Here is an 18,487-nt window from a genome sequence, read left to right as displayed (position 1 = left end):
CTTTTCTGCTTACGCTTTTCCTGCCATGATGCCCGCCCGTACTCTTGCTGAGCTCCAATTGGAAACTATTCAGGCCTCCCGGCGGGGCGTCACCGGCATTGCTACCGCGGCTGTGGTGCTAGCTTTGGCAGGCACCTTGGGCTTGTGGCTGCCCGCCCGGGTAACGGAACTGGTGCTATTGGGTGGTATGGGCCTGATTTTTCCGCTGGGCCTGCTGGTGAACCATGTGCTGGGTATCCACTTTTTTAGCAAGGCTAACCCCTTGGGAACGTTAAGCGGCCTGGTCGCCGGAGGGCAGCTGTTGTTTGCTCCGCTCTTTATCGGGTTGTACTTCAAGCACACTCCCCAACTGCTCCTGCTAGTGGGAGTAGTGGCTGGCACCCAGTTCTTGGTCTGTGCCTGGCTGTACAGCAGCCGTACCTACTGGTTCTTGACCATTGCTACCGTAGGGGTGGCCTACGGGGGGAGTCTGCTCTTCTCGGCCAACAGCCTGGTGCTGCTGCCCTGGAGCATGGCGGTGGTGTGTGCCCTGGGGGTGCTGGGCTTGCTGCAAGAAAACCGTGCTGACCAGCCGATACGGGCTGCTGCCGACTCCTTAACGGCCAAGCCCAAGCCAGTTGCCGAGCGGGAACAGGCTGAAGAAATCCGCTGCAACCCCTTCTTCGAGCTGCTGTCGTCGTCCTCTGTTTAAGCTGCTTTCAACTGATTTTTCTCTTTACCATGGAAACCACCGACACCGACAAGCCGCTATCCGGCCCGGAAAGCTTACTAATCATCCAGCAGATGATTCGCGAGGCCAAGCAGGAGCTGAGCGACAATTCTTTCGACCTGTTGCTGTGGGGCTGGCTGGTGCTGCTGGCCACGCTGCTGCACTACGGCTTACTGCAAGCTGATTACGCCCGGCCCTGGCTGGGGTGGCCAATACTGATGGGTCTGGGCTCGGTCGTAGCTTTTGTGCACGGCCTGCGCCGGGGCCGCCGGGAGCGGGTGCGCACCGCCCAGGGCGACTTTATGGTGTACTTATGGACTGGCTTTGGCGTCCTGATGCTCATGCTGCTGGGAGTAGGGGGTAGCTACGGGTGGAAAACAGCGTACCCGCTTATTATCGGCCTCTATGGTCTGGGCACGTTTGCCACCGGCGGGGCGCTTCGGTTTCGGCCCCTGATTTGGGGAGGGGCCGCCTGCTGGCTGCTGGCTACCCTGGCGTTTCGGGTAGCCTTCGAAACCCAGCTGCTACTGGTATCGGCAGCGGTTTTGGTGGCATATATCATTCCGGGGCATTTGCTCAAAAATCAGTACCGCCGTGGCCGCGCCGTTTGAGGAACTCGACCCGCTGCTGCACTCCCAGCTCCGATTGGCGGTCATGTCGCTGCTACTGAGTGTGCGCGAGGCTGAGTTTACGTTCTTAAAAGAAAAAACCGGGGCCACGGCCGGCAACCTGAGCGTCCAGATCGGCAAGCTCAAAGAGGCGGGCTACCTGACCATGACCAAGGAATTCAGCGGGAGTTATCCGCTTACGCGCTGTGCCATCACGCCCCAGGGTGTAGCGGCCTTCGAGGCCTACGTGCAGGCCCTGCAGCGCTACCTCAAGCCCCCGGGCTCCATCTAAAGTTGCCTTAACGCCACAAAAAAGCCTCGCCGGAATACCGGCGAGGCTTTTTTGTACTACCGAAGTCCGGTTTAGCCGGCTTCGCTGAAACGACGGTTTACTTCGTCCCAGTTGATGGCGTTGTAGAAGGCCGCAATGTAGTCGGGGCGCTTGTTCTGGTATTTCAGGTAGTAGGCGTGTTCCCACACGTCGAGACCCAGCACGGGAGTGCCTTTGCAGCCGGTGTCGGGCATCAGCGGGTTGTCCTGGTTGGGCGTCGAGCAGATCTGCACCGAGCCGTCGGGCTGCTTGCAGAGCCACGCCCAGCCCGAGCCGAAGCGGGTGGTAGCGGCTTTGGTGAATTCTTCCTTGAACTTGTCGTAGCTACCGAAGGCGGTAGTAATGGCCTGGCCGATGGCGCCGGTGGGCTCACCGCCCCCGTTGGGGCCCAGGATGGTCCAGAACAGGGAGTGGTTCCAGTGGCCACCGCCGTTGTTGCGCACGGCAGCCGGAGCGGCGGCAATGTTATGCATCAGCTCTTCCAGGCTCTTGCCTTCCAGCTCGGTGCCGGCAATGGCGTTGTTGAGGTTGGTAACGTAGGCCTGATGGTGCTTAGTGTGGTGGATTTCCATCGTCTGCGCGTCGATATAGGGTTCCAGCGCGTCGTAGGCGTAGGGCAGTTGGGGCAGTTCGAAAGCCATAAGGTAGGGTGTTGAGTTGGATGAATGTATGCTGGTGGCAGAGGTTAGGTATTAACTCGGATGCCCCGAATATGGTTGTGGGCGGCGACACCAAAGCGGCCAAAAGTAGATTATTTACGCCGTTGTGCGAAAAACTCCCGCATGAGTTCGGCTGCCTCCTGACCTAAGATGCCTGCCACCAACTCGGTACGGGGGTGCAAAAGGTTGCCGTGGCGTCGGAAGCCCCGTTTTTCCTCGGCGGCCCCATACACGACGCGTTTCACCTGGGCCCAGAACGAAGCTCCGGCGCACATTACGCAGGGCTCTACGGTTACGTAGAGGGTGCAGTCGGCCAGGTACTTGTTGCCCACGTAATTGGCCGCGGCCGTGAAGGCCAGCATTTCGGCGTGGGCCGTCACGTCGCGCAGCTTTTCAGTCTGGTTGTAGGCGCGGGCAATAATCTGCTTGTCCATTACCACCACGGCCCCAATCGGAATTTCCTCCTCCTGCAGGGCGTAACGCGCCTGCTTCAGCGCCTCCCGCATATACTGCTCGTCGGAATACAGGGAAAGAGTCATGTTTTCTACTGTGCGAATAGGTTGGAAGGTAAGTAATGTGCTAATGCTCGTCTGTGTCCTTGTGAGCAACGCGAAGCAATCCGTCGTCTGCGAAGGTAGGCACGATCTTTTACCAGAAAGCCCTTTCCCGCACGAGCAGGAAAGGGCTTTTCAGGTTAGAAGGCTCCGCACATTTCAGCGGACGGATAGCCACACCCGCGAATTACTTCATCGTAATCGTCTGCATCAGGGCCTGGGCGGTGGGGCGCCACTGGGGCTGCTCCTCGGCCGGGCAGTTGAAGGTGAAGACCACCAGCTGGTCGCCCTGGATGGCGTACTGTACAAACTGGTAGCGACGAATAGGCGCCAGGTTGCTGCCGCGCTTGTTGTCGGCTACCGACGAAACGAACTCCAGGGCAATAAAGTCGCGCTTGTTGATGGTGCGAATGTCCTCGGAAAGAAACTCGACCTTGGAGTACATGTTCTGGATGCTGGATTTGTAAATCTTCAGCAGCAGGCCGTAGTCCCGGTCGGTGAAGGTGGTCGGCTTCTGGGCCACGCTTAAATCCACGCGGCCACTGGGGTTGGTAAATACGGCCAGGGGGCGGCGGGCCGCGGGGTATTTGGCCGCAATGCCGTCGTCGGGCAGGGGGGTAAAGCCCGCCGGCACGCCAATGGTGATATTCTTGCCAACGGGAGTTTTAGTCAGCTTGGGACCGGCGAAGGCGGTGAGCAGCGCAACGACCAGCAGCAGGGATGCGAAGCGCCCCGAAAAAAGGAATGTTTTCATAAGACAGCAGCAAGGTAGCCGGACGAAGGGAAATAGCTTTAGTCCAGCCGAGGGCTCAGGGTAAAACGCACAAAAGAGGGAAACCTGTTCCGGGCAGCCGACCGAAATAAAACGCCCCCGAAACCAGAACGATTTCGGAGGCGAAAAATGGTCTTCTCAGACGATTAGCGGCGCTTTTTCGATACAGCCGGGGCCGGATACTTAATGCGTACTTTCTTCCAGTACACGTAGTTGCCGGTTTTGGCTTCTATCAGATAAGTACCGGCCGGAATGCGGCCCAGGTCCACGGGCGCGCCGGTGTTGTTGGCCGGGTCCAGCTCGGTGGTATAAATCGGCTTGTTCTTGTAGTCAGTCATTACCAGCGTACCGGGCTTGGTAAACTGCTGGGTGAAGCTGAGCATAATCGTCTGCCCACCCGAAGCCGGGAATACGTCGATGCCCGAGAGGGTTTCCACCCGCTTGATGGGGCCGTTCAGGGTAACGGGCTCGGCATCGGCTTCCGTTTTGGTTTTAACCGTAGTGCCGGACTCCGTTTTCGACTTGGTTTTGATCTTGGTCGGCGAGGTCTGGGCCTGGGCTGCGGAGAAGGTCAGCAGGGCGGCAGCGGCGAGAAGAACGGTACGTTTCATATGCAGATGAAGGGAAGAAAGCAGTGTAGCAGTGTCGGGAAGGCGCATTGCAGAATCCGGGCCAAAATTACGGCGCCTGGTAGCTGGTACCGGGGGTACAAAGGTAGCAAGCCGGCCGCTCTTACGTTCGGGAATGAAAAAGCTCGGCCTTGGGGCCGAGCTTTTGGTACCACACCGGTTTGCAGCTACGCTTTTTTTTCCTCCGGCGTCTTTACATTATCGTCGGGGTTCCGGTCAATAAGCTTGTTGTAAGGGTCGATACCGATGCGTTCCGGCCGGTCGGGTACTGTGAATTCGAGGCGGTGATGCCCCGGAAGCAGGCGCTGTTTCTCCACTTTCAGGGGTACATCCTGCCAAGCGCCGTTCACTTTTTTGCGGCCTAGCACGCCCACGTCGAGCAGGGTAGCCCCGCGGCCCGCGGCCGTTTCGTTGCCCAAAGAGTCGGCGTAGAGCTTCTTGGTATCCACGGTAAACCGCACCCGGTACTGACCGTTGGGCAGCTTGCGGTACTCCGCCGAGTCCACCTTGTTTTCGTACAGCGTGATGCGCTCAAACAGGTCCGTGACCAAGCCCTGGAGCGAATCGGGGGTGTGGCGCCGCAGCACGGCCAAAAATTCAACCGAGTTGGTAAACGGTGGCCGTTGGTAGGCCACGTTGTCGCGGTATTCCTTGATGGCCGCATTCACGGCTGGTTCGCCCAGGTAGTCCTGCAGGGCATACATCACCAACGAACCCTTGCGGTAGTGAATGTAGGGCTGGTTTTCGACCAGGTACAACGGCACTTCCTTTTTGCGCTCGGTGGTGCGGCCGCTCAGGTAGGAGTTGAGCTCGAAGCGCAAAAACCGCTTCATTTTCTGTTCGCCGTAGAGCTGCTTCATCACCATCAGGGCGGCGTACTGGCTCAGCGTTTCCGACATTAAGGTGCCGCCTTGCACGTTGCCGCTCACAATCTGGTGGCCAAACCACTGGTGGGCCACCTCGTGGGCGGTAATGTAAAGCGGGTAATCAATATCGTCGGGGTCGGTGGAGTCGACGTGGGCCACAAAGCCGATGCTTTCCGAGAAGGGAATTGTGTTAGGAAAGCTCTGGGCGTAGGTATTATAGCCCGGAAATTCCAGAATGCGCACCTGCCGGTGCTGGTAGGGCCCGAAGTGGGTGGTGTAGTAATCCAGGCCTTTTTTCACCCCGGTGGCCATGCGCTTGAGGTTGTACTCGTGGCCCGGCTGGTAGTAAATCTCGATGGGCACCCCTTTCCAGTGGTCCTTGTACACGGCGTAGCGGGCCGAGAGGAAGGAGTAAAAATTCAGAATCGGCGCGTCCATCTTGTAGTGGAAGTAGCGGCGCCCATCCTTGGTCCATTCCTTCTGCAAATAGCCCGGGGCAATGGCTACCTGGTCGGGCGAGGTGCTGAGCGTGGCCTCAAAGCGAATCCAGTCGCCGTCGTTGCTGATGTAGGGCTTCAGGCGGGCCAGCGAGTCGCCGACCGGGGCCATGCGGGGCCGGGGCTGGAGGCCCTGCTCTTTGCGCACGTCATCATCACCCAGCTCAAAGGCCTCCTGGTAGCCGATGTGGGGCAGCAGCGTCGAGTTGTTGACAAACGTACCGTTGTAGACCACGCTGGTGTTGGAGCCGTTGTTCTCGAAGCCCGTGTTGGGGTAACTCAGGTCGAAGTGGAGCTGCACCGAGTCGCCGGGCAGCAGGGGCCGGGTCAGGCGCACGATGCGGAAATCCAGGTCGCCAATCTGGTCGTGAAGTACCTCCCGGCTGGGCCGAGCTAGCGCCAACTGCTTCACCTCGGCCTGACTAATGCTGACGAGCTGCACCGAGTCGATGGGCTGGGCGCTGCGGTTGAGGAGCCAATAGGAGCCACGGAAGCGGATGTCGCGCTGGGCCGGATACATATCCACCGCCACCTGCACGGCCACCACCCGCGGCTGGGGCCGCCGGGCGTAAGACTTGTAGGTTTTCTCGTAGCGGGCCTGCAAGGCCTGCTGCTGGGCCGTCGAGCGGTAGGTATTCAACACGTTGGTGTTGTAGAAAATATACGCTCCCAATCCCGCAACTACCAGCAGCGCCAGGCCGGCTACCACGCGCAAGGTAGGCGAGAAGCTGGTGCGGACCTGCTGCCAGCGCCAGGAAAAACGCGTTTCGGTGCCCCGGGGCCACAGCAGGCTGCTGGCTAGGGCCAGCACCACGGCAAAGGCCGCCCAGTAGAGTTTGAAGGTGAAATAAGGCAGCACAAAATGCCCATAGCCGTTCATGGCCGAGTATTGCACGCCCGGGTCAGAATTATAACTGTAGAGGTTGTGCTCCAGGCCCAGCTGACTCTTGAAAATATTGAAGACGTAGTACAGAATCATGATGAAGTGGCCCATGAACTTGTTGTTCACCAGCACCTGCACCAGCATGGCCAGTACGCAGAGCAACAGCAGGCTGATTAGCTGGAAGCCAAAGAGCTCCTGCACGTAAAGGCCCAGCTCGTAGCGGAAATAGCCCATGCCGGTTTGCAGCAGGATGCCGCAGAGCATCACCAGGGCCAGCAGCACCACCTGAATCAGCATCAGGGCGCCGAGCTTGGCCACGAAGGGTACCCAGCTGGGCATGGGCATGGCGTCGTAAATCTGGTGGATGTTGGAGTCCCGCTCGCGCCACACCAGTTCCCCGGAGTAGAAGGTGATGATGATGAGCTGAAACAGGGTAAAGGAGCCCACCATCATCTGCACCACCACCGGCGTTACGGGGTAAGTGTTGGTGCCGTAAATCTTGCCGACCTGTAGGCCGGCAATCAGCAGAAACAGCAGACCGGCGCCCAGAATCCCGATAAAGTATACGCTGCGGATGGTACTGAAAAACTCCAGCCGCACCAGGCGCCCCAGCTGGGCCCCGGCCAACGCTGGCGTGAAGCGCGGCGCCACCCGCGGCAGCGACAGGGTGCGAGCCACGTCGGCCGCAGTGGCCAGGCCCGCCGCTTTAGGCCGGGAGCCGGAGTCCGATTTATTGGCAAAGGAAAAGCGGAAAAAGACGTAGCAGGCCACCAGCGTCAGTACGCCCACGCCAGTCCAGAGCAGGCGGTTCTGCACCAGGTAGGTGTTCCAGGGTAGCAGTTGGCTGTTGCGCTCGGCTACGGTCCAGTAGCGCTGGGTCAGGTCGATGGCGCTGGCACCCAGTGGGTCGAGCAAGTTTTTGAGCGTGTCGTTGTCCAGGTTCTGCTTGATGCCGGCGCTGATAGTATAGAGCACCAGGAATAGTACCCCGCCCAGGTAAATAGCCAAGGCTGAGCGGGAAAGGGTGGCCCCGGTAAAGAAAATGGCCCCAGTCAGAAACAGGTTGGGAATAACAATGAGCAGGTAGGGCTGCAGGTACGAGGCCAGGTGGTTGGGGCCCAGCTTACCGGGCAGCATGGTGGGCCAGAAGGTAGCCAGCCACAAGCCCAGGGCCCCGCCCAGAAAAATGCCCACCGTGACGACAAACGAGCCCAAAAAACGCCCGCCGAGGTAGCCGGCCTTGCTGATGGGGTTGGTGTAGTAGAGCGAGTGGGTGCGGTGCTCAAAGTCGCGGTACACCGGCGTGCCCATCATCGACGAGGTGATGAAAGAGCCAAACAAGCTCAGCACCATCAGGATGGCCGAGAGCTGGTAGGGCGAGTTGGCCAGCACCCGGCCGCCCCCGCTGCCCACCGTCACGTTGGCCCCAAATACGCCGCCGACGGCCAGCATCAGCATAAACGCAATGGCAGTCAGTAGCAGGAAGTAGATATACGTCGCGGGCCGCTTAAGGCGGTAGCGAAGTTCAAAAAGGAATATTTCGAGGAACATGGGGCTGGATCTTGGCGGTCAGGAATGGGCGGGCCGAGCTACCCTTGCGTGACCTGCGCGGCCAGCTGCTCGGCGGCGTGGATGCGGGCAAAGTACACGTCTTCCAGCGTGGGTTCCACGGCTTCAAACCCGTGGCCGGGCTGGGCCAGGCTGTGCACGTGAATGATGGTCTGACCAGCAAACAGGCGGGAAGAAATTACCGCAAACTGCTGCTGGTACTGCGCTACTTCGGTCTTGCTGATGCTGCGCCGCCAGATCTGCCCCCGCATTTCCTCAATAGCCACCAGCGGGTCACCGGTATACAGCACCCGGCCCTTGTTGATGATGGCAAACTGCCGGCACAAATCCGACACGTCACTTACAATATGCGTGCTCAGAATCACGATGCGGTCTTCCCCGATTTCGGCCAGCAGGTTGTGGAAGCGGTTACGTTCGGTCGGGTCGAGGCCGGCGGTGGGCTCATCCACGATAATTAGCTTGGGGTCGCCGAGCAGGGCCTGGGCAATGCCGAAGCGCTGCTTCATGCCGCCGGAGTAGCCGCCCAGGTTCTTGTTGCGCGCTTCCCACAGGTTGGTTTGGTGCAACAGCGCATCGACCACCTGCCGCCGCTCCTGCTTGTTGCTCACGCCCTTGAGCACGGCAAAATGCTCCAGCAGCTCACTGGCCGTCACCTTCGGATACACGCCAAACTCCTGGGGCAGGTAGCCCAGTACCTGGCGCACCCGCTCGGGCTGCTCCAGCACGTTGATGTCGCCGAGCTGAATAGTACCCGCGTCGGCTTCCTGCAGGGTGGAAATTGTGCGCATCAAACTGGATTTGCCCGCGCCGTTGGGGCCTAGCAGGCCAAACATGCCGGGTGCAATGCGCAACGACACGTCGTTGAGGGCCTTGGTCCCATTGGGATACGTTTTGGAAAGGCGGTCAATAATCAGTTCCATCGGTTGAGGATAGAGAAGAAGGACACAAGTAAAGCGGAGGATGCCCGAACCAGGCAGTTGTTCGGGAAGCTAGATAAATATAGTGAAAACTGTATGCTGGCTGACCTTTAAATAATTGGACCAGGCCTTAAAGGCGTCAAGTCGAGTGCCGTAAGGGTTCCTGCGTGGGTTCCCTGAATTACTGATCAGCGGCAGCACGCGGGATGTCTCCCGCTGGCCAATAAGGAGGGAATGGGCGTGCCAGCTTCCCCATATTCCGCTGACTACCGCGCCCGGCCCGCAAATTCGGTGGCATTGCTGCCCACATGTGGCCCGCCCGCGCACGAATCCTATCTTTGCGCCGGCCCGCGCGCTTCTTTCATCCAGAATACCCTTCGACTATGCTCCGTACGCACACTTGCGGCGAACTTCGCCCCGACCATATTGGCCAAACCGTAACCCTGACCGGCTGGGTGCAGCGCACCCGCGACAAGGGCGGCATTCTCTGGATTGACCTGCGCGACCGGTACGGCCTCACCCAGCTGGCTCTGGAAGAAGGCGTCGAAACCGAAGAAGTGCGGGCCCAGGCCCGGGAGCTGGGCCGCGAGTTCGTGCTCAGCGTGACGGGCCGCGTGGCCGAGCGGCACTCCAAAAATGACAAAATGCCCACCGGCGCCATCGAAATACGGGTCGAGACGCTTACCGTGCTGAACCCGGCCAAGCTGCCACCCTTCCTGATTGAGGACGAAACCGACGGCGGCGACGACCTGCGGATGAAGTACCGCTACCTCGACCTGCGCCGCAACACGGTGCGCAACAACCTGATGCTGCGCCACCGCGTGGCCCAGGCTACGCGCCGCTTCCTCGACGGCCAGCAGTTTATCGAAGTCGAGACGCCGGTGCTGATCAAGAGCACGCCCGAAGGGGCCCGCGACTTTGTGGTGCCTTCGCGCATGAACCCGGGCGAGTTTTACGCCCTGCCCCAGTCGCCCCAGACCTTCAAGCAGCTCTTGATGGTGTCGGGCTTCGACCGCTACTTTCAGATCGTGAAGTGCTTCCGCGACGAAGACCTGCGCGCCGACCGCCAGCCGGAGTTCACCCAGATCGACTGCGAAATGTCGTTTGTGGAGCAGGAAGACATTCTGAACACCTTCGAGGGCCTGGTACAGTACCTGTTCAAGGAAGTGAAGGGCCTGGAAATCGGGACGCTGCCCCGCATGACCTACGCCGACGCCATGCGCTACTACGGCAACGACAAGCCCGACACCCGCTTTGAAATGAAGTTCGTGGAGCTCAACGACGTAGTCAAAGGTCAGGGCTTCCCCGTGTTCGACGCGGCCGGTCTGGTGGTCGGCATCAACGCCCACAACTCAGCCATGTACACCCGCAAGCAGCTCGACGAGCTGACCGAGTTTGTGAAGCGGCCCCAGGTGGGCGCCACCGGTCTGGTGTACGCCCGCGTGGAAGCCGACGGCAACGTGAAGTCGTCGGTGGATAAGTTTTATTCCCAGGACGAGCTCCAGAAGTGGAAAGCGGCCTTCAACGCCCAGCCCGGCGACCTGCTGCTGATTCTGGCCGGGGAGCCCCACAAAACCCGCAAGGCCCTGAGCGAGCTGCGCCTGGAAATGGGCCAGCGCATGGGCCTGCGCGACAAGGACGTATTCTCGCCCCTGTGGGTCGTGGACTTCCCGCTGCTCGAGTACATCGAGGAGGAGGGCCGCTACTTCGCCATGCACCACCCCTTCACCTCGCCCAAGCCCGAGGACGTGGCCCTGCTCGACAACCCCGCCACCATCGGCGAGGTGCGGGCCAATGCCTACGACATGGTGATTAACGGCGTGGAAGTGGGCGGCGGCTCTATCCGCATCCACGACCGCGCCGTGCAGGCCCGCATGTTCAGCCTGCTGGGCTTCTCGGACGAAGAGGCCAAGGCCCAGTTCGGCTTCCTGCTCGACGCCTTCGAATACGGCGCCCCGCCCCACGGCGGCATTGCCTTCGGCTTCGACCGGCTCTGCAGCCTCTTCGGCGGCGCCGACTCGATTCGGGACTTCATTGCCTTCCCCAAAAACAACTCCGGCCGCGACGTGATGATAGACTCGCCCTCGCCCATTTCCGGCGCCCAGCTCAAGGAGTTGAGCATTGCCACGGCGGTGGAGAAGAAGTAGGGTTTTAAGGATCGACTTAATAGAAAAAGCGGCACCTGATGCATCAGGTGCCGCTTTTTGCATTAAATCACTTCCAGAACTGCCACCGAGGTTTTCGGACCGGGAGTATTGGCTTTGGGGCGGGCATTACTTGCGGATTTCGGAGTGATGTATCATTATGAAACAACGGTGTCGTATCTAATTTCAACACAATTTCCTGGTCAAGGGAATCCCAGCCGGCGTAATTCTCTATGGTGTACTCCTTATATAGCGCCAAGAAAGCACCTATATCCTGTTCTAGCTTTTCGCGTGCGGAGGGAGGGAGTAGATCCAGCATATCGGCATCGTAGTGTAGATACTGAATGAAATTCCTTTCAGATACGGTAAGCAACTCGTTGTTCCATATAAAAGCGCCTAAACTGGCTGCTGACTCAAGAGCGGTTTTGTCATTGGTCACCAAACGCTCATAAATAGCACAAAGCAGGGGCCGCGGGCTGGTTTCGGCAGCCATAGTTCTAGCCGTTTCGCTTAAAATAGTGAGTGCCTCCTCTCGGGTGCGGCTCAAGGCTAAATCGATAAAGAAAATATCCGGCTGGGCATCGTGCAAAATGAAGCCGTCGGCCCACTGCGTTATTTGCTCTTTGCTGAATAAAGCCATTCGCAGTCCTTCGATTAAGACGTTTATTACTTCGGCGTACGCAAATGGGCTGGTGTTCATTAAGTTCTAAATTATGCCAGAGCGTCATTGGTTGGGCCGCCAGCCGCCGTTGTTGGTAGTAGTTGCTGCTTACCGCCAGCCCATATTCTCCCGAAACTCCACCGGGTACATATTCAGGTACTGCACGATGCGCGGGTAGGTGCCGCGGTTGGGGCTGCTGCCGTGGGGCAGCAAGTGGTGCCAGATAACCAGGTCGCCGGCCTGGGCGGCAATGGGCACGGCCTGGGCGTCGAGGTCTACCTGGCGCGGGTCGGTGCCGGCGGGCAACTGGGCCAGCCAGGTGTCGAGGTGACGGTGGAAGCCGGGCACGCAGCAGAAGGCGCCCTGCTCGGCGGGCGTGTCGCAGAGGTAGAGCAGGCCCTGGGTGCCGAAGTGGAAAGGAGGCTGCAGGCTTACGTCCCAGTGCAGGCGGGGGCCCTGAAAAGGGAAACTCGCCGTTTCGGGCGGGTTGAAGCTGGTCCGGTCGGTGGTAGTCCACAGGTCGGGCGTCTGCCAGAGCTGGGCAAAGGCCTTCTGAATGCGCAGCACTTGCCGGTTGGCCGCCAGCGTCGGGTGGTGGTAAAACTCCATCATGATGCCCTTGCCGATAGGCTTGTCGTACCACGAGGCCGGGTCGTCGGGGCGCATGCCCAGGGCCTCCCACACGGCCTGCTCGGTGGCCTGGGCCTGCGCCCGGGGAATAGCCTCCCGCACGACGACGTAGCCGTTTTCCTGCCAGAAGTGCAGGTCCTCGGCGCTGAGCACGGCGGGGTGCTCGTCAATGGCGCGCAGGTGGGCCCGCAATGCTTCCCCGTAGGGCTGGCCGGTGAAAATGCTGTTCAGGCGCTCAACCTGCTGCGGGGGTAGCTGACCATTATTTTTGGCCAGAATCCACTTCTCAAATTCTTCGAAAGTGGGGGCCTCCTGCAGTAAGTAGAGCATGGTAGGCTCCAGCGGCAACCCCAACCCGTTCAGTAGCAGGTTGTCGAAGCGCCAATCCTGTTCGGTGGGTTCTACGCGGCGGCCAGTACGTCCGGCCTGCAGCCGGGTCCAAAAGCGCTTGACGTGCTGGACTCCTAGCTGCCCTATTTCCGCTGAACTGACCTCTACTGCTTGCGCGCTCATGTGTTTGGATTGTGTACCAAGCCGATTGGAGATGTGAGAATAGTTTGGCCGAACAAGATAGGCAAATGCCGCCAGCGCAAGCACCGCCTAGCGCTGTGAGGTGCTTGATGAGCCCGGTAATGACCATCTGGCTTCTACCTGCTAGGGCCACTATGCTTTTCTGGGGCTGCTCCCTGGCCAGCGGGCGGCGTGGTTGAGAAGAGCCCAGCCAGGAATTGGGCAGACGACCGGAAATACCTAGGTTGCAGCCCAAATCGGTTGGGGCCCGGCCACCAGCTGATTGCCTGTAAGGTGCTTGCTTATGACCTGTTTTTTCGCCACCTGGCTGCGGCTGCTCGGGGTGCTGTTCTGTGTAGTAGTGCCGGTGGTAGCGCCCGCCCAGCCTTCGGCTGCCCTCACGTTTCACACGCTTACCGCGGCCCAGGGCTTGTCGGAAAACAGCGTGTACAGCATCGTGCAGGACAAGCAGGGGTTCTTGTGGTTTGGCACTCAGGATGGGCTGAGTCGCTACGACGGCGTAGAGTTCCGGGTGTTTCGCAACGACCCCCAGCGCGCGGGCAGCCTGAGCAGCAATTTCATCCTGTCGTTGGCCGAAGATCAGCAGGGGCAGCTGTGGGTGGGTACCGGTGGGGGAGGACTCTGCCGCTACAACCCGGTGACGGGCCGGTTCAGAACTTTCGAGTACGAGCAAAACGATATCAACGGCCTGGCCGACAACTTCGTGCGGGTGGTGTTCTGCGACCAGCAAAACCAGGTGTGGGCCGGTACTGAGGGCGGGTTGCACCGCTTCGTGCCCAGCAAAAACCATTTTCAGCGCTTTGTACACGCCGCCTCAACCCTGGAAAATCTGCGCCGCAACTCGGTGCGGGCCATTACCCAAACTTCCAATGGCACGCTGTGGGTGGGCACCGGGGAAGGCCACATCAGCTCCTTAAACACCCGCACCGGCCACCTCGAGCCCGACGGGCGCTGGCAGGCCAGCAGTGCCATTACCACCCTGCAGCCCGATGCGGCCGGGGGCCTGTGGGTGGGCACCGAAACCGATGGACTCTGGTACCTGCCGGCCGTTGGCCCGGCCCGGGCGGTGGGCCGGCAGGCGGGCGGGCCGGGCGAAGCCATTCGGGCCTTGTTTCTGGATCAGCAGCAACACTTGTGGATAGGCACCAACAAGGGGCTGGTCCGTTACCAACCGGCTACCAACACCTTCACCACTTACCAGCACCAGAACGGCCAGGCTTTGTCGCTGCCCGACGACGTGGTCATGTCCGTGTTTCAGGACCGCTCGGGCCTGCTCTGGACGGGCACCGAGGGCGGTATCAGTAGTTTCGAGGCCCGCGCCAGCGCGTTTACTGGGTACCCCGAGCCTAAAGGACCGGTGTGGGCGGTGTGCGAAGATGGCGCCGGACGGGTGTGGGTGGGCACCGAAAGTCAGGGCCTGATTTGCTACGATGCCAGCACCGGCCAGCGCCGCCAGTTTCGCCACGACCCCACCGATGCGGGCAGCCTGAGTGAGGATTTCGTTCGGGCTCTGTGCATCGACAAGCGGGGCCGGCTGTGGGTGGGCACCCAGAGCCAGGGCCTCGACTGTCTGGAGCCCGGCAGTACCCGCTTCGAGCACTACCGCCACAACCCGGCCGTGAAAACGAGCCTGAGCGAAGACTTTGTGCGGACCGTGTACGAAGACCCCAAGGGCCAGCTCTGGGTGGGCACCGAAGGCGGGCTAAACCTCTACGAGGCCAGCACCAAGCGTTTCACCGTCTTTCGCCATGACCCCAGCAATCCGCATAGCCTCAGCAACAACTTCGTGCGCGTGGTGCACCAAGACCGCGCCGGCCTGATTTGGGTCGGTACCGGCGGGGGCGGACTGTGCCGCTACAACCCGGTCACCAAGCAGTTTGTGGCCTTTAAAACCGACGACCAGAATCCGCGCAGCCTCAGTAGCAACTTCGTGCGTTCCATTCTGGAAGACCACTCGGGCCAGTTGTGGATCGGCACTGAAGGCGGGGGGCTCTGCCGCCTCGACGACCTGAGCAAGGGCCGGTTCACCACCTTTCGGGAGCCCCAGGGGCTGCCCAACGATGTTGTGTACGGGATTCTGGAGGACAATGCCCACCACCTCTGGCTTTCCACGAACAAAGGCCTGGCCCGCTTTACGCCTTCCAACAACCAGTTTTACACCTTCGACACCCGCGACGGCCTGCCCTTCGATGAGTTCAACGCCGGCGGCTACTACCGGGGGCGGCGGGGGCAGCTCTACTTCGGCGGGATGCTGGGGCTGGTGCGCTTCAACCCGGCCGCCGTGCGCACCAACGCCCTGCCCCCGCCCGTCGTGCTGACCGGGTTTCGCAAGTTCAACCAGCTAGTGGAGTTGGATACGAGCATCACGGTGCGCCGCCGCATCGAGCTGGCCCCGAGCGACTATTTCTTCTCGGTGGAATTTGCTGCCCTGAATTTTCGCTTGCCCGAGAAAAACCGCTACGCCTACATGCTCGAAAACTTCGACCCCGACTGGGTGCAGGCCGGTAATAAGCGCGAAGCAACCTATACCAACCTCGACCCGGGCACCTACACGTTCCGGGTGCGGGCCACCAACAATGACGGCATCTGGAACCCCCGGGGCACCTCGCTCACCATTGTGGTGCAGCCGCACTGGTACAGCACCTGGTGGTTCCGCATTCTGATCAGCTGGGTGTTTTTCGGATTGCTGTTTCTGGCCTACCGCATGCGGGTGCGGCAGCTGCTGGCCCTGGAGCGGGTGCGCCACAACATTGCCCGCGACCTGCACGACGATATGGGCTCTACCCTGAGCAGCATTTCCATTCTGAGCCAGATTGCCCGCACCCATCAGCACAACCAGCGCACCGACCAAGCCACCGCCCTGCTCGACCAGATTGGCGACAGTTCGCGCCGGATGCTCGATGCCATGGACGACATCGTGTGGACCATCAACCCGGCCCACGACTCGATGGAGGACGTGGTGGCCCGGATGCGCAGCTTTGCCTCCGACGTGCTCGAAGCCCGCGGCATCGACTTCACGTTTCGCGCTGACCCGTCTATTACGGGGCTGCGGCTCAATATGCGCGCCCGCCGGGAGTTCTTTCTGCTCTTCAAGGAAGCCGTAAACAATCTGGCTAAATATGCTCAGTGCGAGCAGGCTGCCATTTCTCTTACCTACGAGCACCACCGGCTGCTGCTGACGGTGAAAGACGACGGGGTGGGCTTCGACCCCGCTGCCCCGGCCCAGGGTGGGGGCAATGGCCTGACCAACATGCACAGCCGGGCCGCCGCCATGCAAGCCAAGCTCACCATCAATACCGCGCCCGGTCAGGGCACCATGCTCCAGCTAAGCGTGCCGTTGAAAAGCTAATGGTGACTAATAAAATAAAGCTGATTACAAGAAGGTTAGTCGGCCGTCACATTATCATGTAGGGCCACCTTTGCTGCCGTGCCTTGTATCTTTACTACCGGAAAACACCTTTAGCCCTGCGTCATGGAAACTCCCACCCGCGTTCTTATCTACGAAGACAACTCTGACCTGCGGGCTAGCCTGAGTCAGCTGCTGGCCGGTACTCAGGGTTTGGAACTGGTAGGAGCCTTGGGCAACTGCACCCAGGCCACGGCCGACGTGGCCCGCCTCACGCCCGATGTTATTCTGATGGATATCGACATGCCGGGCATTACGGGCATCGAAGGCCTGAAGCGCATCAAGAAAGCGGCGCCCCAGGTAAACGTAGTGATGCTAACCGTGTTTGAGGATAACGACCGGGTGTTTGAGGCCATTTGCGCCGGGGCCGACGGGTATCTGCTTAAGAAAACCCCGCCGGTAAAGCTGCTCGACGCCATTGGGGAAGTACGGCTCGGCGGCGCCCCCATGACGCCCGCCATTGCCCGCCAGGTGCTGCGACTGTTTCCGCGTTCCAAGCCCCCGGTAGCCACGGCCGACGAGTCGCCGGCCAACCTCAGCGCCCGGGAGCAGGAAATTCTGGGCCTGCTGGTCGAAGGCTACAGCTACAAGATGATTGCCGCCGACCGGGGCATCAGCATCGATACGGTACGCTCCCACATCAAGAAAATCTACGAAAAGCTGCACGTGCGCTCCATGACCGAAGCCGTGTCGAAAGCCCTGCGCCAGGGCCTGACCTAGGCCGGCCGCCGAACGGCCTCACATAATCATGTGATTGACGGGCCCGGTAAAAAGTTGCAACTTCCATACGACCAATGACTCCGCCGAATCCGTCATGCAGAGGGCAAGCGAAATCACTGGGTTGGATTCCTAACTTGTCGGTAGCCATGCCAAAACCACGTCGCCAAGTGCTGATTGTTTTGCTAGGTCTTTGGCTTACGGGCCGCCCGGCCCTAGCCTGACCTCCCAACTGGCGTACCCTCCGCGCGCTAGGCTTCCGACATTCGCCGCCCGATTTCCGGTTTACACACCGCCGGAAGTCGGGCGGCTTTGTTTTGCCTTGCTACTGGGTTTGTGACCAGCCTGTTGAGTGCGTAAAGCAATACTTAGCAAAGCTGCTCAACAAAAAGCTGCCGGATGCCTTTTTAGGTAGATTCTTTTGGGCTACCATGCGGTCATGGCTTCGAAAGGGCTATCTTCGATATTCAAATACCGGTTGGAGAGCTCGATTATGCAGATTTTACGCAATACTTCCCTGGAGCAACTGTTCGTGCTAGACATCGAAACAGTACCCTGCGTAGGCTGTCACGAGGAACTCAACGACATGCTGCGGCTGCTGTGGGAACATAAGTGCCACGCCCTGCGCCGCGAAAAAGGCTGGAGTTCTTCCCGGGCTGATATCGAGGAAATGCCTTCCCACCTGGAGGCGGCTTCCTTATTTGAGCAGGCCGGCATCTACGCCGAGTTTGGCCGGGTGGTGTGCATTTCGGTGGGCTGCTTCACCTTCGACAAGCAGGAAGAACAGTGGCGCTTCCGCGTGAAAAGCTTCGCCGACCACGACGAGGTGACGATGCTGCGGGAGTTTTCGGCCTTGCTGGCCCGCAAGCCCAATTACCTGCTCTGCGCCCACAACGGTAAGGAGTTTGATTTTCCGTATCTGGGCCGCCGACTACTTATCAACGGGCTACCGTTGCCGCCCCAGCTCGATGTGGCCGGCAAAAAGCCCTGGGAAATTGCTCACCTCGACACGATGGAGCTCTGGAAGTTCGGGGACCGGAAATCGTTCACGTCCCTGTCGTTGCTGGCCGCCATGTTCAACATTCCCACCCCCAAGGACGACATCACTGGGGCCGACGTGGCCCGTGTGTACTACACCGACAATGATCTGCCCCGCATCGTGCACTACTGCCAGAAGGATATCATCACCACGGCGCGACTTCTGCAAAGATTTCGGGGTGAAGAGCCGTTTTCCGACGACGCCGTCATCTACGCCGACGGCCTAAGCACCGTGATGAAGCGCGTGTAAAATTCAGGGTTTCAAGCGGTAAAGCCAGCCCCGTTTCTGCGTCAGAAACGGGGCTGGCTTTTTATGCGGCTACTATACTGGCAAAATAGCTTTCTAGGGAGTACATATTATGACAA

15 protein-coding genes are annotated in these 18,487 nt (G+C 59.9%); 7 read left to right on the top strand and 8 right to left on the bottom strand.

The genetic code is table 11. From position 1 onward, the window contains the following. Nucleotides 1-25 precede the first annotated feature (25 nt). From E5K02_RS24205 to E5K02_RS24195, 3 genes are read left to right on the top strand one after another with little or no spacing between them, the layout of a single operon-like run. Nucleotides 26-691, top strand: coding sequence for a DUF7010 family protein (locus E5K02_RS24205; RefSeq protein WP_394346428.1), 666 nt, complete (start codon nt 26-28; stop codon nt 689-691). Between the two features lie 29 nt (nt 692-720). Then, entirely contained in the window at nt 721-1,320 is a 600-nt protein-coding gene (locus E5K02_RS24200; RefSeq protein WP_135398927.1) for a hypothetical protein, read from the top strand. Further along, nucleotides 1,304-1,609 (top strand): winged helix-turn-helix domain-containing protein, encoded by a 306-nt coding sequence (locus E5K02_RS24195; RefSeq protein ID WP_240737434.1) that lies wholly within the window; start codon nt 1,304-1,306, stop codon nt 1,607-1,609. Before E5K02_RS24200 ends, E5K02_RS24195 begins: the two co-directional genes overlap by 17 nt. 71 nt (nt 1,610-1,680) lie before the next feature. Here E5K02_RS24195 and E5K02_RS24190 read toward each other — a convergent pair whose 3' ends face one another. The 6 genes from E5K02_RS24190 to E5K02_RS24165 form a co-directional block, all read right to left on the bottom strand. Next, complete coding sequence (locus E5K02_RS24190; protein WP_135398925.1) at nt 1,681-2,289, bottom strand: superoxide dismutase; 609 nt, start codon at nt 2,287-2,289, stop codon at nt 1,681-1,683. 110 nt (nt 2,290-2,399) lie between these two features. Further along, nucleotides 2,400-2,846, bottom strand: a complete 447-nt coding sequence (locus tag E5K02_RS24185) for a nucleoside deaminase (protein ID WP_135398923.1) — start codon at nt 2,844-2,846, stop codon at nt 2,400-2,402. 202 nt (nt 2,847-3,048) lie between these two features. Further along, nucleotides 3,049-3,615 (bottom strand): hypothetical protein, encoded by a 567-nt coding sequence (locus tag E5K02_RS24180; RefSeq protein ID WP_135398921.1) that lies wholly within the window; start codon nt 3,613-3,615, stop codon nt 3,049-3,051. Between the two features lie 164 nt (nt 3,616-3,779). Continuing rightward, nucleotides 3,780-4,244 carry a hypothetical protein gene (locus E5K02_RS24175; protein ID WP_135398919.1) on the bottom strand — a complete coding sequence of 155 codons (465 nt, stop codon included), beginning with the start codon at nt 4,242-4,244 and terminating at the stop codon, nt 3,780-3,782. A 185-nt stretch (nt 4,245-4,429) separates the two neighbouring features. Continuing rightward, entirely contained in the window at nt 4,430-8,059 is a 3,630-nt protein-coding gene (locus E5K02_RS24170; protein ID WP_135398917.1) for an ABC transporter permease/M1 family aminopeptidase, read from the bottom strand. A 38-nt stretch (nt 8,060-8,097) separates the two neighbouring features. Then, complete coding sequence (locus E5K02_RS24165) at nt 8,098-8,997, bottom strand: ABC transporter ATP-binding protein (RefSeq protein ID WP_135398915.1); 900 nt, start codon at nt 8,995-8,997, stop codon at nt 8,098-8,100. 380 nt (nt 8,998-9,377) lie between these two features. Between E5K02_RS24165 and aspS the strand changes: the two genes are divergently transcribed. After that, nucleotides 9,378-11,141 carry an aspartate--tRNA ligase gene (aspS, locus tag E5K02_RS24160; protein ID WP_135398913.1) on the top strand — a complete coding sequence of 588 codons (1,764 nt, stop codon included), beginning with the start codon at nt 9,378-9,380 and terminating at the stop codon, nt 11,139-11,141. Nucleotides 11,142-11,208: 67 nt separating this feature from the next. Here the strand turns inward: aspS and E5K02_RS24155 are convergent, their stop codons facing one another. Both E5K02_RS24155 and E5K02_RS24150 read right to left on the bottom strand, forming a co-directional pair. Continuing rightward, nucleotides 11,209-11,838 carry a hypothetical protein gene (locus E5K02_RS24155; protein WP_135398911.1) on the bottom strand — a complete coding sequence of 210 codons (630 nt, stop codon included), beginning with the start codon at nt 11,836-11,838 and terminating at the stop codon, nt 11,209-11,211. Between the two features lie 69 nt (nt 11,839-11,907). Then, complete coding sequence (locus tag E5K02_RS24150) at nt 11,908-12,942, bottom strand: phytanoyl-CoA dioxygenase family protein (RefSeq protein ID WP_135398909.1); 1,035 nt, start codon at nt 12,940-12,942, stop codon at nt 11,908-11,910. Nucleotides 12,943-13,243: 301 nt separating this feature from the next. Here E5K02_RS24150 and E5K02_RS24145 point away from each other — a divergent pair, with 301 nt between their 5' ends. The 3 genes from E5K02_RS24145 (at nt 13,244) to E5K02_RS24135 (ending at nt 18,371) form a co-directional block, all read left to right on the top strand. Then, a complete protein-coding gene (locus E5K02_RS24145) occupies nt 13,244-16,309 on the top strand; it encodes a sensor histidine kinase (protein WP_135398907.1) in 3,066 nt (1,021 codons plus the stop codon). 123 nt (nt 16,310-16,432) lie between these two features. After that, nucleotides 16,433-17,086 (top strand): response regulator, encoded by a 654-nt coding sequence (locus tag E5K02_RS24140; RefSeq protein ID WP_135398905.1) that lies wholly within the window; start codon nt 16,433-16,435, stop codon nt 17,084-17,086. A 490-nt stretch (nt 17,087-17,576) separates the two neighbouring features. Beyond that, nucleotides 17,577-18,371 carry a 3'-5' exonuclease gene (locus E5K02_RS24135; RefSeq protein ID WP_240737433.1) on the top strand — a complete coding sequence of 265 codons (795 nt, stop codon included), beginning with the start codon at nt 17,577-17,579 and terminating at the stop codon, nt 18,369-18,371. Nucleotides 18,372-18,487 lie beyond the last annotated feature (116 nt).

Source organism: Hymenobacter metallicola (assembly GCF_004745645.1).
Taxonomy (GTDB): domain Bacteria; phylum Bacteroidota; class Bacteroidia; order Cytophagales; family Hymenobacteraceae; genus Hymenobacter; species Hymenobacter metallicola.
This window is presented reverse-complemented; position numbering and strand designations above follow the sequence as displayed.

Excerpts from the sequence above, each read along its gene's own strand:
- E5K02_RS24145 (WP_135398907.1), top strand. The coding sequence starts at position 13,244 with ATGACCTGTTTTTTCGCCACCTGGCTGCGGCTGCTCGGGGTGCTGTTC.
- E5K02_RS24140 (WP_135398905.1), top strand. The coding sequence starts at position 16,433 with ATGGAAACTCCCACCCGCGTTCTTATCTACGAAGACAACTCTGACCTG.
- E5K02_RS24150 (WP_135398909.1), bottom strand. The coding sequence starts at position 12,942 with ATGAGCGCGCAAGCAGTAGAGGTCAGTTCAGCGGAAATAGGGCAGCTA.
- E5K02_RS24180 (WP_135398921.1), bottom strand. The coding sequence starts at position 3,615 with ATGAAAACATTCCTTTTTTCGGGGCGCTTCGCATCCCTGCTGCTGGTC.
- E5K02_RS24175 (WP_135398919.1), bottom strand. The coding sequence starts at position 4,244 with ATGAAACGTACCGTTCTTCTCGCCGCTGCCGCCCTGCTGACCTTCTCC.
- E5K02_RS24190 (WP_135398925.1), bottom strand. The coding sequence starts at position 2,289 with ATGGCTTTCGAACTGCCCCAACTGCCCTACGCCTACGACGCGCTGGAA.
- E5K02_RS24170 (WP_135398917.1), bottom strand. The coding sequence starts at position 8,059 with ATGTTCCTCGAAATATTCCTTTTTGAACTTCGCTACCGCCTTAAGCGG.
- E5K02_RS24205 (WP_394346428.1), top strand. The coding sequence starts at position 26 with ATGATGCCCGCCCGTACTCTTGCTGAGCTCCAATTGGAAACTATTCAG.
- E5K02_RS24155 (WP_135398911.1), bottom strand. The coding sequence starts at position 11,838 with ATGAACACCAGCCCATTTGCGTACGCCGAAGTAATAAACGTCTTAATC.
- E5K02_RS24135 (WP_240737433.1), top strand. The coding sequence starts at position 17,577 with ATGCAGATTTTACGCAATACTTCCCTGGAGCAACTGTTCGTGCTAGAC.
- E5K02_RS24200 (WP_135398927.1), top strand. The coding sequence starts at position 721 with ATGGAAACCACCGACACCGACAAGCCGCTATCCGGCCCGGAAAGCTTA.
- aspS (WP_135398913.1), top strand. The coding sequence starts at position 9,378 with ATGCTCCGTACGCACACTTGCGGCGAACTTCGCCCCGACCATATTGGC.
- E5K02_RS24165 (WP_135398915.1), bottom strand. The coding sequence starts at position 8,997 with ATGGAACTGATTATTGACCGCCTTTCCAAAACGTATCCCAATGGGACC.
- E5K02_RS24185 (WP_135398923.1), bottom strand. The coding sequence starts at position 2,846 with ATGACTCTTTCCCTGTATTCCGACGAGCAGTATATGCGGGAGGCGCTG.